We start from the raw sequence: 15007 nt of genomic DNA on the forward strand, positions 1-15007 counted from the left end.
GCGACGCCCGGCACACAGGGAGAAGGGACGACCGGGAATCCGGCCGCCCCTTCTCCTCGCTCGCCCGTCGACTCGTCCAGCCGCCGACGGGTTCAGCTCTCGACGGTTACGGCACGGGCGTCGCGTGCGGGGTGCACGTGAAGTCGGCCTTGTCGGTCTTGCCGGTGAGCAGGTAGGCGTCCACGCGCGCGTTGATGCACGGGTTGACGAGACCGGTCACACCGTGCGAACCGGCGCCCTTCTCGATGATGAGGCGCGAGTTCTTGAACGCCTTGTGCAGCTCGACGGCGCCCTGGAACGGGGTGGCGGCGTCATTGGTGGACTGCACGATCAGGACCTGCGGCAGGCCCTTGCCGGTCTTGACCTTGACCGGGTGGTTCTGCTGCTTGCTCGGCCAGGTGGCACACGGCAGGTTCATCCACGCGTTGGACCAGGTCAGGAACGGGTAGTCCTTGTTCAGACGCGTGTTGTCGCGGTCCCACTTGCGCCAGCTGGTGGGCCACTGGGCGTCCGCGCACTCGACGGCGGTGTAGACGGCGTTGCCGTTCTCGGAGGCGATGTTGCCCGCGACGTCCGTCATGTCCGAGGCGGAGGCCTCGACGACCGGCTTGGAGTCACCCGCCGCGTAGGCGCTGAGCGCCTTGGCGACCGGCACCCAGTACGAGTCGTAGTACGGGGCCTTCTGGAAGAACCCGAGCAGCTCGGCCGGGCCGACCTTGCCGTCGAGCGGGCTCTTCTTGGCGTCGGCGCGCAGCTTGAGCCACTGCTTCTCGACCGCGGCCCTGGTGGTGCCGAGGTGGAAGGTGGCGTCGTACTTGGCGACCCAGTCCTCCCACTCGTTCCAGCGGGCCTGGAAGGCGACGTCCTGCTCCAGGTTCGCCTGGTACCAGATGTTGTCCTGGTCCGGGTTGACCACGCTGTCCACGATCATGCGGCGGACGTGCGAGGGGAAGAGCGTGCCGTAGACCGCGCCCAGGTAGGTGCCGTAGGAGACGCCCAGGTAGTTGAGCTTCTTCTCACCGAGGGCGGCACGGATGACGTCCATGTCGCGGGCGGTGTTCGGCGTGGTCATGTAGGGCAGCATCCAGCCGCTGCGCTCGGCACAGCCGTCCGCGTACTCGGCGGCGAGCTTGCGCTGGGCGCGCTTGTCGGCCTCGCTGCTCGGGACCGGGTCGGCCTTGGGGCCCTTGGCGAACTCCTGCGGGTCGACGCAGGAGATCGGCGTGGAGTGGCCGACGCCGCGCGGGTCGAAGCCGACGAAGTCGTAGGCCTTCGCGGTGTTCACCCACAGCGGGTTCTTCTTGGTGACACGGGTCGGGAACTGCATGCCCGAACCACCGGGGCCGCCCGGGTTGTAGACCAGCGCACCCTGGCGCTCGGCCTTGGTGCCCGTGTTGCCGATGCGGTCGACGGCCAGCTTGATCTGCTTGCCGTTGGGCCGCGCGTAGTCGAGCGGAACGCTGACGTAGCCGCACTGGACGGGCTTGGCGATCGCCCAGTCCGCGGGGCAGTCGGTCCATGTGATGCCCCGGTGGGCAGCCCGGTCGGCCGCGACCTGTACGCCACGCGCCTCGGACCAACCGTGGTCGCGGTTGTCGGCGTTGGCGACCGGGGCCGCTATCGCGCCCACCATCAGCGTGCCCGCGATCAGTGTGCCGGCCGAGCCGAGCACTGCGGTGCGTCTCAAGTGGTACCTCCCCCTGCTGAAGTGCGCTGTCAGTCTCAGCGCTCCATTTGGGCCTGTCGGGGGATCCTTTCGCCTGTGAGGCCCCTGTGCACAGGCCGTACAGGTGTTTTTTTACCGAACCGATAGCCGGTACGACGTGTTCCGCTGAGCGGTCAGCGTGTCGCGAGGTGCTCGCGCAGCACCCCGTCGAGGGTGTGCCGCAGCGCCCGCGCATCCGGTGCGACCGCGCTCACGAGGAACCCCGGGCCGGCGAGCGGGGTGAGCACGGCGGTCGGCCCGAGCAGCCTCGGCTCGGCGGGCCGCTGCGCGAACTCCGGGCCGACGACCAGGAGTTGGCCCACCGCGCGGTGCCCGCCGAGCACCGCCGCGCCGTTCCAGCCACCGGGTGCGCCGGGCCCGTACGCCAGCTCCTGGTCGAGGAGGGGACGGGCGGCCCGGTACACGGTGAGGCGGCTGGTGAGCGTGCCCGGGCCCTCGGCGTGGCGGCCGAGCACCTGCTCCTCGCGGAACACCAGCCGGGCACCGGCCGCGAGCTCGACGCGCGTGCGCATCGCGAGATCGCTGCCGGTGACGGAGACGAGCTGCTCGGGCAGCCAGCGCAGCTCGGCGTCCTCGCCGACGTGCAGCCGCACGTCGTAGTGCGCCCGCTCGCCGTCCCGTCCGGGCAGCGCGAGGGTGGCGGCGGCCGAGTCGACGTGCAGCCGCGCCCCGGCACGCGCCTCGGCCTCGACCGCGATCTCGTCCCCGCCGAGCGGGGCGCTCATCGCGCCGACCACGGTGACCCGCTGGTACGGGCCGCGCGCCCGGGTCCGCCGCAGCGCGAGCGGGCCCTCGCCCTCCAGTACGGGAAGCCCTTCGGGCGTGGCGACGATCCGGGCGGTGGCGCGCACCCCCCGCGCGCCGAGGGTCAGGCCGCCCATGCCGCGAGCCGCTCCTTCACCCAGCCGGCGACCTGGGCGACGCCCTCGTCGGACCGCAACGACTGGAAGACGACGGGCAGTTCGGCCCGCTGCTCCTCGGCGTCCCGGGCCATCCTGGCGAGGTCGGACCCGACGTAGGGGGCGAGGTCGGTCTTGTTGACGACCAGGAGATCGGCGGTGGTGACGCCGGGGCCGCCCTTGCGCGGGATGTCGTCACCGCCGGCCACGTCGATGACGAAGATCTGGGCGTCCACGAGGCCCTTGGAGAAGGTGGCGGTGAGGTTGTCGCCGCCGGACTCGACGAGGATCAGATCGAGCGGCCCGACGGCGTCCTCCAGGTCCTCGACGGCTTCGAGGTTGGCGGAGATGTCGTCGCGGATGGCGGTGTGCGGGCAGGCCCCGGTCTCCACGGCCTGGATCCGCTCGGGCGGCAGCACGGCGTTGCGCAGCAGGAAGGCGGCGTCCTCGCGGGTGTAGATGTCGTTGGTCACGACGGCGATGGACAACTGGTCCCGCAGGGCCCGGCAGAGGGCCGCCACGGTGGCGGTCTTCCCGGACCCGACGGGCCCGCCGAGCCCGACCCGCAGGGCCCGCCGGCTCCCGTCGGGCCGCCGGGCGTCGGCGCTGACGGCGGCGGGGGCGTCGGCGTGGGAGTGGTCGAGGTGCATGGTTCTCCTTGGGTGTGCGGGGGCCCGTGGGGCGGTGGGCCTTCGGCGAGGTGGCGGGCGGCCTTGGGGGTCCGGCGCCCCGGGCCCAGGACTACGACGGACTACGACGGGCCACGGCGGACTACGACGCGAACAGGCGGACCGGCCAGGCCGCGTGCGCTTCGGCCAGGACGTCGAGCAGCGGCGCCGACGCCGCGGGCAGCGCGTCCACCCCGCCCCGTACGGCCTCCGCCGCGGCGAGCGCGGCCCGCAGGGCCACCGCGTCCACCTCCGGGGCGAGCCGGGCCAGGACGCCCGTCGCATCGAAGGGGTCGAGGCTCAGCAGCCGTACGACGGCCGTGGCCGGCCCGCTCACCGTCTCGTACGCCACGCAGTGCGCCGCGTCCTTCGGCCCGAGCCCGGCCGCACGGGCGGCGAGGCCGAGCACGATCGGCTGGTGGGCGCCGCGCGGCCGGGCGGCGGCCAACGCGGCGAGTTCCGGCGAGGGCCAGGTGGCGCGGGCGGCCCGCATCATCTGGCGGCCGAGCTTGCGCGCGGTGGCCCGCAGGGCGGGGGACGGGGTACGGGCGTCGGCGGCCTCGTCGAGGACGAGCGGGTCGAGGCCGGCCGCCGCCGCCGCGGCGAGCGCGGCCGCGGTCAGGCCCGCGGTGTGCAGCCGGCCCCGGCAGAACTCCGCGAGGTCGGCGGCGGTGGTGACGCGCCCCGCCTTGACGGCGGCTTCGGCGCCGCCGGAGTGGGCGTGGCCCCCGGCGGGGAAGCGGCCGTCGGCGAGGACGAGCAGTGCGGCGCGACTCATGTGATGACAGCCCGTCAGAAGAGGAAGTACCGCTGGGCCATGGGCAGTTCGGCGGCCGGAGCGGGCTCGACCACGTCGCCGTCGATGGTCACCGTGAAGGTGTCCGGGTCGACGCGTACGTCCGGCAGCGCGTCGTTCTCGCGCATGTCCGCCTTGCCCACCCCGCGGGTGTTCCCGATGGCCACGAACCGCTTGGCCAGCCCGAGCCGTTCGGGCAGCCCGTCGTCGAGCGCCGCCTGCGCGACGAAGGTGAGGGAGTTCGCCGCGGGCGCCCGGCCGAGCGCGCCGAACATGGGGCGCGGCAGGATCGGCTGCGGGGTGGGGATCGACGCGTTCGCGTCGCCCATCTGCGCGTACGCGATCTGGCCGCCCTTGATGACGAGCAGGGGCTTGACGCCGAAGAACGCGGGCTCCCACAGCACGAGGTCGGCGAGCTTGCCGGTCTCCACCGAGCCGATCTCGCGGTCGAGGCCCTGCGCGACGGCCGGGTTGATCGTGTACTTCGCGACATAGCGCCGCACCCGGTGGTTGTCGGCCCGCCCGTCACCGGGCAGCGCGCCGCGGCGGACCTTCATGACGTGCGCGGTCTGCCAGGTACGCAGGACGACCTCGCCGATCCGCCCCATCGCCTGGGAGTCGGAGGAGAGGATCGAGATGGCGCCGAGATCGTGCAGGAAGTCCTCGGCGGCGATGGTGGAGGGACGGATGCGCGACTCGGCGAAGGCCAGGTCCTCCGGCACCGCGGGGTTGAGGTGGTGGCAGACCATCAGCATGTCGAGGTGTTCCTCGATGGTGTTGACGGTGTGCGGCCTGGTCGGGTTGGTGGAGCTGGGCAGCACATGGGGCTGCGACACCACGGTGATGATGTCGGGGGCGTGCCCGCCGCCCGCGCCCTCGGTGTGGTACGCGTGGATCGAGCGGCCCGCGATGGCGGCGAGGGTGTCGCCGACGAAGCCGGCCTCGTTCAAGGTGTCGGTGTGGATGGCGAGTTGGGCGCCGGTCTCGTCGCACACGCCGAGGCAGGCGTCGATGACGGCGGGGGTCGCTCCCCAGTCCTCGTGGATCTTGAATCCGAGCGCACCGCCCCGCAGTTGGGAGTGCATGGCCTCGCGGGACATGGTGTTGCCCTTGCCGAGCAGGCCGATGTTGACGGGCGCGTCCTCCAGGGCGGCGAACATCCGGGCCAGGTGCCAGGGGCCGGGCGTGATGGTGGTGGCCTTGGTGCCCTCGGCGGGCCCGGTGCCGCCGCCGACCAGCGTGGTGATGCCCGAGGAGAGCGCCTGGTCGATCAGGGTGGGCGAGATGAAGTGGACATGGGTGTCGACGGCGCCGGCGGTGAGGATCTTCCCGTTGCCGGCGATGATCTCGGTCTCGGGCCCGATGACCAGGTCCGGGTGGACGCCGTCCATGGTGTCCGGGTTGCCGGCCTTGCCGATGCCGGTGATCCGTCCGTCGCGGATGCCGATGTCGGCCTTGACGATGCCCCAGTGGTCGATGACGACAGCGCCGGTGACAACGGTGTCGGGCGCGCCTTCGGCGCGGGTGGTGCGCGCCTGCCCCATGGACTCGCGGATCACCTTGCCGCCACCGAACACCGCCTCGTCGCCCGAGCGTCCGGGCCCGCCCGCGCGGTCCTCCTCGATCTCGACCAGGAGCGCGGTGTCGGCGAGGCGGATGCGGTCGCCGGTGGTGGGGCCGAACAGGTCGGCGTACCCGGCACGGTCGAGGTCAGTCATCGAGGGGTCCTCCGGTCTCGCCGCGCAGGCCCGGCACGATGCGCAGCCCGGCCAGCGGGACGAGTTCCACGTCTACGGGGATGCCGGGTTCGAAGCGGACGGCGGTGCCGGCGGCGATGTTGAGGCGCTTGCCCCGGGCAACCGTACGGTCGAAGTCGAGACCGGGGTTGGCCTCGGCGAAGTGGTAGTGGGAGCCGACCTGGACGGGCCGGTCGGCGGCGTTGAGCACGGTCATGCGCACGACGGGGCGGCCTTCGTTGAGGGCGACGGGTTCGTCGGCGAAGAGGATCTCTCCGGGAATCACGGCGGCGCTCCCCCGTCAGGCGATCGGTTCGTGGACGGTGACGAGCTTGGTGCCGTCGGGGAAGGTGGCCTCGACCTGGACGTCGTGGATCATCTCCGCGATGCCCGGCATGACGTCGTCACGGGAGAGCAACTTCCGTCCGGACGCCATGAGTTCGGCGACGGTGCGGCCGTCGCGCGCGCCTTCCAGGATGTGCGAGGTGATGAGGGCGACGGTCTCGGGGTGATTCAGCTTCACCCCGCGGGCTCTGCGCTTCTCGGCCACATCGGCGGCCACATGGATGAGCAGCCGTTCCTGCTCGTGCGGCGTCAGTTGCACGCTTTCCACCTCACAGTCGTGCGCCTCCCGCCGCGGACAGCCGCGGGCGGGCCCAGCGAGCGTTGGGGCGGGAGACAACCGGATGGGGGCTTTCCGCTCTCGAACGCAGCGGAACCGTATCCGACTTCAACATCCTGTTGAGGGCCGTTGCCCGGCCCCTTGGCCAGGCCTTGCACGTTAGGGCGGAAGTTTTTCCGGCGCGTTAACTGGCGCTTTAAGAACACATGATCACGGAGGGGGTGACGACCGGCAGGTGATTCATGTATGGGGCACGCATAGCTCCGCGGTGCGGCCCGGTCGACGACCGGCGGCCCCGCCCCCGGCGGGCGTCGGCTCGGTACATGCCGGACCCGCCCCCGGCACAGCCCGCCGTCAGTCGCCCGTGTGCGGGCCGCGGTGTTCGGCGGCGATGCCGAAGCGGCGCGGCTCGTCGGGCGCCACCGACCTCAGGGGGTGGACCGCGGAAAGGGAACTCGTCATCTGCTCCTGCTCGGGAGCGGCCTCCAGTTTCTCCAGGTCGGCGGCCGAGACCAGGGCCACGAGCGGCTTGCCGTGGCGCGTCACCACGACCCGCTCACCGCCGTACACCACACGGTTGATCAGCTCCGCGAGCTCTGCGCGGGCTTGCGTCACCGGAATCTCGTAGGCCATGCCTCCAGCTTAGACGCCGCCCGCCGGGACGGACCGGGCCCGAGCCGGGGGGCGAGTGTGCAGGTCAGCGGCCTGCTCGATGGGCCGGGCGCTCGTGCTCCGCGCCCGCGCAGCAGGAGAGGTCCATCGGTTCACCGAAACGGATGACGTCCGCAATGCGCCCACGGAGCCCTGAGAAAACGGCGCGAGAATCCACGATCGCTCCCAGCGAAACAGCCCCTGAGCTGCGCCTTCCCGCCCCTTGCCGCAGCATCTCCGCCCAGAACACTCATGACGTTCTGTACGTCCTGTACATTTTCGACAGAGGCTTCCGCAGCTCCCCCCGCCCCGTCGAGGAGAGGAACGTCATGACCCATCGCCCCGCCGCCCGCCAGGTGCTCCCGCAGTTCGAGGAACGCACCTCGTCGGGCATCCGCACCCTCGATCCGTACTCCAAGCTCTACGACGAGCGGATCGTCTTCCTCGGCACCCCGGTCGACGACGCCTGTGCCAACGATGTGATGGCCCAGCTCATGCACCTGGAGCACGCGGATCCCGACCGGGACGTCTCGCTCTACATCAACTCCCCCGGCGGCTCGCTGACCGCGATGACCGCGATCCACGACACGATGCGTTTCATCACCTGTGACGTGCAGACGTTCTGCCTGGGTCAGGTGAGTTCGGTGGCCGCGGTGCTGCTCGCGGCCGGCACGCCCGGCAAGCGGGCGGTCCAGCCCGCCTCACGGGTGCTGCTCCAGCAGCCGGCTTTGGACGAGCCGCTGCGCGGCCAGCCCTCCGACCTGGCGATCCAGGCGGCCGAAGTCCTGCGCGGACGAACGCTGTTGACCGAACTCCTGGCGCGCTACACCGGCAGGACCGCCGCACAGGTCGCCGCCGACATCGAGCGGGACGTGGTGTTCGACGCCGCGGGCGCGGTGGCGTACGGGCTCGCCGACCACGTCCTCGAAAGCCGCAAGACCTCACTGCGCGGGCGGTGAAGCGCCGTGCTGCCACCGGAACTTCCGCCCTTGCCCGCGCTCACCCGCGCCGAGGGCGAGTTCATCGACCGCTATCTCGAAGTGGTCGACCAGTTGGGCCGGATCAATCCGGCGCACGGCCACGACACCTACGGGGCGCTGCGGGCGGCCCAGGCGCTGGTCGGCCGGGCGGCCGCGCTGCGGGACGCCCTCACGCTGATGCATCTGCGCGGTGAGACGCGGGTGCACGCCTCCACGCTGACCCGGGCGCTGCGGATTCTGGACGGGGAACGGCGGGCGGGGCGGCTCACGGTGCCTCCGCGGTCGGCCTCCTGAAGGGGTGTGAGACACCGGGACGCGCCCGACACGCTCAGGGAGTCCGCGAAACGGACCAGACGGGCTACCCCCGTTCGGCCCACGGGCCTATCCGTTCAGTGACCCCAATGAGCCGCTCACGACCTGTGGACGGGGTGCTGAATCGATCCTTCCGTTGCAGGTAAAGGGCTCATCTGACCCGTTTGCCGCAATGGGGTGCCGGCCGTGTCCACCCGTTCGGCCCAGAGGTGCGCAGGCTCACAGAAAGCCGTTTTGATCCGGAAATCCGACAGTCGGTGCGTGAAGATCCCTGAGACGACAAGCCCCCGCCATACCGGCGGGGCGGTCCGGGCGGACGCCGAGTCCTGCCGCCGTCCCGGACGTCTGGTCGACAGGAGTGGACCGGCAGGAGTGGAGGACCCGAGTACTTCGGGACGGTCGAGACCCGGCCGTCCCTCGGGGTGAAGCCGCGCAGGCGGCCGGGCGTCTTCGCCGGCCCGAACCCGACAGGTCATCCTTCGCAGGCGGTTTGACGAAGGGTTGCGCATGACCGCGCAGACACACGTCCCGTCCCTGGCGGCCCGTCTGGGCACCGTCTGCGCCCTCACGCTCGCCGTGACGGGTGCGACGTCCCTGGCTCCGGGCGGCCCGCTGGAGGCCAACGCCGCCGCCGTGGCCGCGAGGGCGCTCCATGTGGCGGCGTCGAAGAAGGGCTCGCCCTATCAGTACGGGGCCTCGGGGCCCTCCCGCTTCGACTGCTCCGGGCTCACGCTCTACTCGTTCAAGGAGGCGGGCCGCCGGCTGCCGCGCTCGGCGCAGCAGCAGTACAACAGCTCCCGGCACGTCAGCGCCTCCACCCGCAAGGCGGGCGACCTGGTGTTCTTCCACTCCGGCACGAGGGTGTACCACGTGGGGATCTACGCGGGGAAGGACCGGATCTGGCACTCCCCCAAGACCGGCACGGTCGTCCGTCTCGAACGGATCTGGAGCAACAGCGTCTGGTACGGGCGGGTCGGCTGAGGGGCGACGGGTCCGGCGGCGGCGGGGGCGGGGGCGGGTCCAGGGGCGACGGGCCCGCCTAGCCGCTCTGGACCGACACGGTCCACGGCAGGGCGATCCAGACCGTCTTGCCGCCGTCCGCGGTGGGCGCGACCGAGAGGCGCCCGCCGGACTCGGCCGCGAGCCAGCGGATGATGACCATGCCGCGCCCGTTGTCCTGCTGCACGGCCGCGGGCAATCGTTTCGGCCAGCGCGGATGGCTGTCGGTGACGCCGATCCGCAGCTCCTCCTCGCGTTCGAGATGGACGTCCACGGTGAAGGTGGGCGACTGGCCGAAGGTGTGCTGGACGGCGTTGGTGGCGAGTTCCGAGACGATGAGGCGGACCGTGTCGGCCGCCTCGGCGTCGGGCGGCAGGCCCCAGTCGGTGAGAATCCCGGCGACGTACCGCCGTGCCGCGGACACCGAGGCGGGATCGCTCGGCAGAGTGACGGTTGCTTCGAGGTGGTCTGCCATGGCGACGCTGTCCCTTTCCCACCCGGGCCGGCTGGTCACTCGTGGCGTCGAGCGCTCGCGACGACGGTGTCGGCCTCGGATTGTGCTTCGCGCCAGAGTGCCACTCATCGTGCCGGTCTCGGGTGCGATCCACCAAGATATGCATATATCTGTCGCTCAAAGCGGTGAACTCTGCGACGGCAGACCGTATTTGGGCCCACACTTACCCCTCGCCGGAGGCGAAGGAGGCGGTCATGGGCCAGGGACCGGCGGTGCGCAGACGCAAGCTCGGTGAGGAGCTGCGCAAGCTGCGCGACCGGGCGGGTTTCACCAGCGGGGAGGCGGCCCTGCTGGTCGGCTGGCACCAGTCGAAGGTGAGCCGGATCGAGACCGGGCGCAGCGGCGTGAAGCCGGCGGACGTGGCCCGGCTGCTCGACGCGTACGGGGTGAACGACCGGCAACTGCGGTCGCTGCTGGGGGCGTTGGCGGATTCGGCCGACGGTGACGGGGCCGGCTGGGCGCAGGCGTACCGGGGGCTGCTGCCGCCGCAGTACCGCGACTTCATCAGTCTGGAGTCGCAGGCGCGCACGGCGCGCACGCTGGAGACCTCGGTGGTCCCGGGCCTGTTGCAGACGCCGGCGTACGCGCGGGCGGTCACGCGGGCGGCGCTCGCGGGGCTGCCGCCGGACAAGGTCGACTCGCTCGTGGAGGTGCGGATCGCCCGCCAGGAGGTGCTGAGGGCCGATCCGCCCCTGGTGCTCAGCGCGGTGCTCGACGAGGCGGTCCTGCGCCGCGGGGTCGGTGGCCGTGCGGCGATGCGGGAGCAGTTGCGGCATCTGCTCGACGTCGCCGCCCTGCCCCATGTGCGGCTCCAGGTGATCCCGTTCCGGACGGGCGGCTATGTCGGCCTCACGGGGCCTTTCATGATGTTTTCGTTTCCGGCCATTTCTGATCTGGATGTGGTTGTTATCGACCACTTGACGAGTAGCCTCTACCTCGAACGGAGAGAAGACCTTGAGGCGTACAGTGCCGCGGTCCAGACCGTTCAGGCACTCGCGCTTTCCTCCGAGGACTCGTTGGATCTCATCGCCAGGACCGCCCGGGAAGGACCGGGCCAGTCCGTGGCGAGTGGGGAGGCATGATGGCCGCACACCCTGCGCACGTTCCTTCCAGCACTTCCCTCACCGGTGTCACGTGGTGGCGCAGCAGCCGCAGCGTGGGCATGAACAACTGTGTCGAGACGGCCCGGCTCAATGGCGAGCTACTGGCCGTGCGCGACTCCCAACGGATCGGCGGGCCCGCGCTGCTCTTCGGCGCCCCCGCCTGGCACCGCTTCATCTCCGCTGTCAGCAACGGGGATTGACGCACCGTCACACAATGGGCGCGGTCCGCAGGATCGCGCCCACCGCCCTGTCCACCTGCTGTTCCGTCAGATCGGCGCGCGCGGTGAGCCGGATCCGCGAGATGCCGTCCGGCACCGACGGCGGCCGGAAGCAGCCCACCACCAGACCGGCCGCACGGCAGTCCGCCGCCCAGGCCACCGCGGCCTCCGGTGAGGGCGCGCGCACGGAGACGACCGCCGCGTCGGGGCGCACCGCCGCATGCCCCGCGGCGGTGATCCTGCCGTGCAGTTCGGCGGCGACCGCCCGGGCCCGGCCCGCCAACTCCGGTTCGGCGCGCAGCAGTCGAAGGGCGGCGAGCGCGCCCCCGGCCGCCGCGGGGGCGAGTCCGGTGTCGAAGATGAAGGTGCGGGCCGCGTTCACCAGGTGCCGGATGACCCGGGCGGGGCCCAGAACGGCGCCGCCCTGGCTGCCCAGCGACTTCGACAGGGTGACGGTGGCGACCACGTCGTCCGCGCCCGCGAGCCCCGCCGCGTGCAGCGCCCCGCGTCCCCCCTCGCCGAGCACGCCGAGCCCGTGCGCGTCGTCCACCACGAGGGCGGCCCCGAACTCCCGGCAGACCGAGGCCAGTTGACCGAGCGGCGCGGCGTCGCCGTCGACCGAGAACACCGAGTCCGACACGGCGAGGCCGGGGCCGCCGTGGGCGTCCAGGGCCTTGCGGACGGCCGCCGGCTCGGCGTGCGGCACGACCTCGGTACGGGCACGGGCCAGCCGGCAGCCGTCCACGATCGAGGCGTGGTTGCCCGCGTCGGAGACGATCAGCGAGCCGTGCGGGCCGAGTGCGGTGAGCGCCGCGAGGTTGGCCGCGTATCCCGAGGAGAAGACCAGGGCCGCCTCGAAGCCGCAGAACGCGGCGAGTTCGCGCTCCAGCTCGTCGTGCAGCGCGGTGGTGCCGGTGACCAGCCGGGAGCCGGTGGCGCCGGCGCCCCAGCGGTGGGCCGCGTCCACGGCCCCGGCGACGACCGCGGGGTGGCGGGTCAGGCCCAGGTAGTCGTTGCTCGCCAGGTCCAGGAGGTCCTGGTCCGCGGCGCGGGGCCGCAGGGTGCGGACCAGGCCGGCGCGCTCGCGGCGCTCGGATTCTCCGTCGATCCAGTCGAACGGCGCTCGCGGCATGATGGAGTCCCTTTTTGTAGGCTGCCGACAGACCCTAGCCGCAGCCATGGCCGGTCATGGTGTGGCGATGCACACACCTCAAACGGCCCGTGTTGTGGGATCCCTACCTTGGCCGCAGGCCGTGCCGTACGCGAAGATCGGCGCCATGGACCTGCTGAACACGCTGGTGGACAAGGGGCTGCGGCGCGAACTGCCGACCCGCGAAGAGGCGCTCGCCGTACTGGCGACCTCCGACGACGAACTTCTCGATGTGGTGGCCGCGGCCGGCAAGGTGCGCCGCCAGTGGTTCGGGCGCCGGGTGAAGCTCAACTATCTGGTCAACCTGAAGTCGGGCCTGTGCCCCGAGGACTGTTCGTACTGCTCCCAGCGGCTCGGCTCCAAGGCCGACATCCTGAAGTACACCTGGCTCAAGCCGGACGAGGCCTCCAAGGCGGCCGCCGCGGGCGTGGCCGGCGGTGCGAAGCGGGTCTGCCTGGTGGCCAGCGGCCGCGGCCCCACGGACCGCGACATCACCCGCGTCTCCGAGACCATCGAGGCGATCAAGGAGCAGAACGAGGGCGTGGAGGTCTGCGCCTGCCTCGGTCTGCTCTCCGACGGCCAGGCCGAGCGGCTGCGCGCGGCGGGCGCCGACGCCTACAACCACAACCTCAACACGTCCGAGGGGACGTACGGGGACATCACGACCACGCACACCTACCAGGACCGCGTGGACACCGTGACCAAGGCGCACGACGCGGGCCTCTCGGCCTGCTCGGGCCTGATCGCCGGCATGGGCGAGTCCGACGAGGACCTGGTGGACGTCGTCTTCTCGCTGCGCGAGCTCGACCCGGACTCGGTGCCGGTGAACTTCCTGATCCCGTTCGAGGGCACCCCGCTCGGCAAGGAGTGGAACCTCACCCCGCAGCGCTGTCTGCGCATCCTCGCCATGACCCGGTTCGTGTGCCCCGATGTCGAGGTGCGCCTGGCCGGTGGCCGCGAGGTGCACCTGCGCACGATGCAGCCGCTCGCGCTGCACCTGGTCAACTCGATCTTCCTGGGCGACTACCTGACCAGCGAGGGCCAGGCCGGCCAGGCCGACCTCGACATGATCGCGGACGCCGGTTTCGAGGTGGAGGGCGCGGGCACCACGACCCTGCCGCGCCACCGCGCCGACGCGCTCGCCGCCACGGGCTGCGGCAGCTCCCCGGCCGGCTGCGGTTCGCACGAGGACGGCGCCTGCGGCTCCCACGAGGGCGGCGGCTGCGGACCGTGCGGCGGCCACGAGGCTCCGGCGCTGCCCGAGCAGACGGCCCCCGCCGACCAGGCCCGTACCGATCTGGTGGCCGTCCGCCGCCGGGGCGCCGGAACGGACCTCGCCCCCAATGCCTGAGCACTCCCCCGCGGAACTGCTCGACCTGGACCGCCGGCACGTCTGGCACCCGTACGGCCCGATGCCCAACCGGCAGGAGCAGCTCCTGGTCGAGTCGGCGTCGGGCGTACGGCTGCGGCTGGCCGAACCGGCGCACGGGCAGCGCGAGTTGATCGACGGGATGTCGTCGTGGTGGTCGGCCGTGCACGGCTACAACCACCCGGTGCTCAACGAGGCGGCGCGTGGCCAGCTGGAGCGGATGAGCCATGTCATGTTCGGCGGGCTCACCCATGAGCCCGCCGTGCGGCTCGCCGCCCGGCTCGTGGAGATCACACCCGGGCCGCTCCAGCACGTCTTCCTCAGCGACTCGGGCTCGGTGGCCGTCGAGGTCGCCGTGAAGATGTGCCTGCAGTACTGGCGCTCGGTGGGACGGCCGGGCAAGCGGCGGCTGCTCACCTGGCGCGGCGGCTACCACGGCGACACCTGGCAGCCGATGTCGGTGTGCGACCCCGAGGGCGGGATGCACGAGCTGTGGCAGGGGGCGCTGCCCCGCCAGGTCTTCGTGGGCGCCCCGCCCGCGGAGTTCGACGAGGGATACGCCCAGGAGCTGCGCGAGGCGGTCGCGCGTCACGCGGACGAGCTGGCCGCGGTGATCGTGGAGCCGGTGGTGCAGGGCGCGGGCGGCATGCGCTTCCACGCGCCGCGCTATCTGCGGGTGCTGCGCGAGGCCTGCGACGAGCACGGCGTGCTGCTCGTCTTCGACGAGATCGCGTCCGGCTTCGGGCGGACCGGGGAGCTGTTCGCGGCCGACCACGCCCGCGTCGCCCCGGACGTGATGTGCGTGGGCAAGGCGCTCACCGGCGGCTATCTCTCGATGGCGGCGACGCTGTGCACCGGCCGGGTCGCCGAGGGCATCTCCTCGGGCGAGGTCCCGGTCCTCGCGCACGGGCCGACGTTCATGGGCAATCCGCTGGCCGCCTCGGTGGCGCTCGCCTCGATCGACCTGCTCCTCGGCCAGGACTGGCGGGGCGAGGTCAAGCGCATCGGGGCGGGGCTGCTCGACGGGCTCGGTGCGGCCCGCTCGATCGAGGGCGTCCGCGAGGTGCGGGTGCTCGGGGCCATCGGTGTCGTCCAGCTGGATCACGACGTGGACATGGCGGCGGCGACCGCCGCGGCGGTGCGCGAGGGCGTGTGGCTGCGGCCGTTCCGGGACCTGATCTACACCATGCCGCCCTATGTGACGGACGACGACGACCTGGCGCAGATCTGCCGCGCGGTGTGCGCGGCGGCGCGGGAGGGCTGA

General features: G+C 72.0%; 17 protein-coding genes and 1 riboswitch. Of the genes, 7 read left to right on the plus strand and 10 right to left on the minus strand.

Annotated features, from left to right (window positions below):
• Nucleotides 1-106: 106 nt before the first annotated feature.
• From ACGF3I_RS04120 to ACGF3I_RS04155, 8 genes are all read right to left on the minus strand, one after another.
• Nucleotides 107-1633 (minus strand): alpha/beta hydrolase, encoded by a 1527-nt coding sequence (locus ACGF3I_RS04120; protein ID WP_393129119.1) that lies wholly within the window; start codon nt 1631-1633, stop codon nt 107-109.
• Nucleotides 1634-1839: 206 nt separating this feature from the next.
• Entirely contained in the window at nt 1840-2607 is a 768-nt protein-coding gene (locus ACGF3I_RS04125) for an urease accessory protein UreD (RefSeq protein ID WP_393128961.1), read from the minus strand.
• Nucleotides 2595-3275: an urease accessory protein UreG gene (gene ureG, locus ACGF3I_RS04130; RefSeq protein ID WP_393128962.1), complete on the minus strand. Its 681-nt coding sequence runs from the start codon at nt 3273-3275 to the stop codon at nt 2595-2597. The genes ACGF3I_RS04125 and ureG overlap by 13 nt, the downstream gene beginning before the upstream one ends.
• A gap of 121 nt (nt 3276-3396) precedes the next feature.
• Complete coding sequence (locus tag ACGF3I_RS04135) at nt 3397-4071, minus strand: urease accessory protein UreF (protein WP_393128963.1); 675 nt, start codon at nt 4069-4071, stop codon at nt 3397-3399.
• A gap of 14 nt (nt 4072-4085) precedes the next feature.
• Complete coding sequence (locus tag ACGF3I_RS04140) at nt 4086-5807, minus strand: urease subunit alpha (RefSeq protein WP_393128964.1); 1722 nt, start codon at nt 5805-5807, stop codon at nt 4086-4088.
• Nucleotides 5800-6111 (minus strand): urease subunit beta, encoded by a 312-nt coding sequence (locus ACGF3I_RS04145; RefSeq protein ID WP_393128965.1) that lies wholly within the window; start codon nt 6109-6111, stop codon nt 5800-5802. The genes ACGF3I_RS04140 and ACGF3I_RS04145 overlap by 8 nt, the downstream gene beginning before the upstream one ends.
• A gap of 15 nt (nt 6112-6126) precedes the next feature.
• The gene (locus ACGF3I_RS04150; RefSeq protein ID WP_393128966.1) at nt 6127-6429 is read right to left on the minus strand and encodes an urease subunit gamma; all 303 of its coding nucleotides are present in this window, start codon (nt 6427-6429) and stop codon (nt 6127-6129) included.
• 372 nt (nt 6430-6801) lie between these two features.
• Nucleotides 6802-7080: a type II toxin-antitoxin system Phd/YefM family antitoxin gene (locus ACGF3I_RS04155; protein ID WP_393128967.1), complete on the minus strand. Its 279-nt coding sequence runs from the start codon at nt 7078-7080 to the stop codon at nt 6802-6804.
• A gap of 347 nt (nt 7081-7427) precedes the next feature.
• Here ACGF3I_RS04155 and ACGF3I_RS04160 point away from each other — a divergent pair, with 347 nt between their 5' ends.
• The 3 genes from ACGF3I_RS04160 (at nt 7428) to ACGF3I_RS04170 (ending at nt 9371) form a co-directional block, all read left to right on the plus strand.
• On the plus strand, nt 7428-8057 hold the full coding sequence (locus ACGF3I_RS04160) for an ATP-dependent Clp protease proteolytic subunit (protein WP_393128968.1): 630 nt from the start codon (nt 7428-7430) through the stop codon (nt 8055-8057).
• A 6-nt stretch (nt 8058-8063) separates the two neighbouring features.
• The gene (locus ACGF3I_RS04165) at nt 8064-8372 is read left to right on the plus strand and encodes a hypothetical protein (protein ID WP_393128969.1); all 309 of its coding nucleotides are present in this window, start codon (nt 8064-8066) and stop codon (nt 8370-8372) included.
• Nucleotides 8373-8697: 325 nt separating this feature from the next.
• Nucleotides 8698-8893, plus strand: a riboswitch (cyclic di-AMP (ydaO/yuaA leader).
• Between the two features lie 4 nt (nt 8894-8897).
• Nucleotides 8898-9371 (plus strand): C40 family peptidase, encoded by a 474-nt coding sequence (locus tag ACGF3I_RS04170; protein WP_393128970.1) that lies wholly within the window; start codon nt 8898-8900, stop codon nt 9369-9371.
• Nucleotides 9372-9429: 58 nt separating this feature from the next.
• On the opposite strand, the gene ACGF3I_RS04175 is transcribed toward ACGF3I_RS04170, so the two are convergent.
• Nucleotides 9430-9864 carry an ATP-binding protein gene (locus ACGF3I_RS04175; RefSeq protein WP_393128971.1) on the minus strand — a complete coding sequence of 145 codons (435 nt, stop codon included), beginning with the start codon at nt 9862-9864 and terminating at the stop codon, nt 9430-9432.
• A gap of 233 nt (nt 9865-10097) precedes the next feature.
• On the opposite strand from ACGF3I_RS04175, the gene ACGF3I_RS04180 reads away from it, so the two are divergent.
• Together ACGF3I_RS04180 and ACGF3I_RS04185 are read left to right on the plus strand one after the other, a co-directional pair.
• Entirely contained in the window at nt 10098-10985 is an 888-nt protein-coding gene (locus tag ACGF3I_RS04180; RefSeq protein ID WP_393128972.1) for a helix-turn-helix domain-containing protein, read from the plus strand.
• Complete coding sequence (locus tag ACGF3I_RS04185; protein WP_393128973.1) at nt 10985-11206, plus strand: DUF397 domain-containing protein; 222 nt, start codon at nt 10985-10987, stop codon at nt 11204-11206. The genes ACGF3I_RS04180 and ACGF3I_RS04185 overlap by 1 nt, the downstream gene beginning before the upstream one ends.
• A 7-nt stretch (nt 11207-11213) precedes the next feature.
• Here the strand turns inward: ACGF3I_RS04185 and ACGF3I_RS04190 are convergent, their stop codons facing one another.
• Nucleotides 11214-12356, minus strand: a complete 1143-nt coding sequence (locus ACGF3I_RS04190) for an 8-amino-7-oxononanoate synthase (RefSeq protein ID WP_393128974.1) — start codon at nt 12354-12356, stop codon at nt 11214-11216.
• 145 nt (nt 12357-12501) lie between these two features.
• On the opposite strand from ACGF3I_RS04190, the gene bioB reads away from it, so the two are divergent.
• The gene (gene bioB / locus ACGF3I_RS04195) at nt 12502-13725 is read left to right on the plus strand and encodes a biotin synthase BioB (RefSeq protein ID WP_393129120.1); all 1224 of its coding nucleotides are present in this window, start codon (nt 12502-12504) and stop codon (nt 13723-13725) included.
• Nucleotides 13718-15007 (plus strand): adenosylmethionine--8-amino-7-oxononanoate transaminase, encoded by a 1290-nt coding sequence (locus tag ACGF3I_RS04200; RefSeq protein ID WP_393128975.1) that lies wholly within the window; start codon nt 13718-13720, stop codon nt 15005-15007. Before bioB ends, ACGF3I_RS04200 begins: the two co-directional genes overlap by 8 nt.

The organism is Streptomyces sp. NPDC048111 (genome assembly GCF_043202815.1).
Taxonomy (GTDB): domain Bacteria; phylum Actinomycetota; class Actinomycetes; order Streptomycetales; family Streptomycetaceae; genus Streptomyces.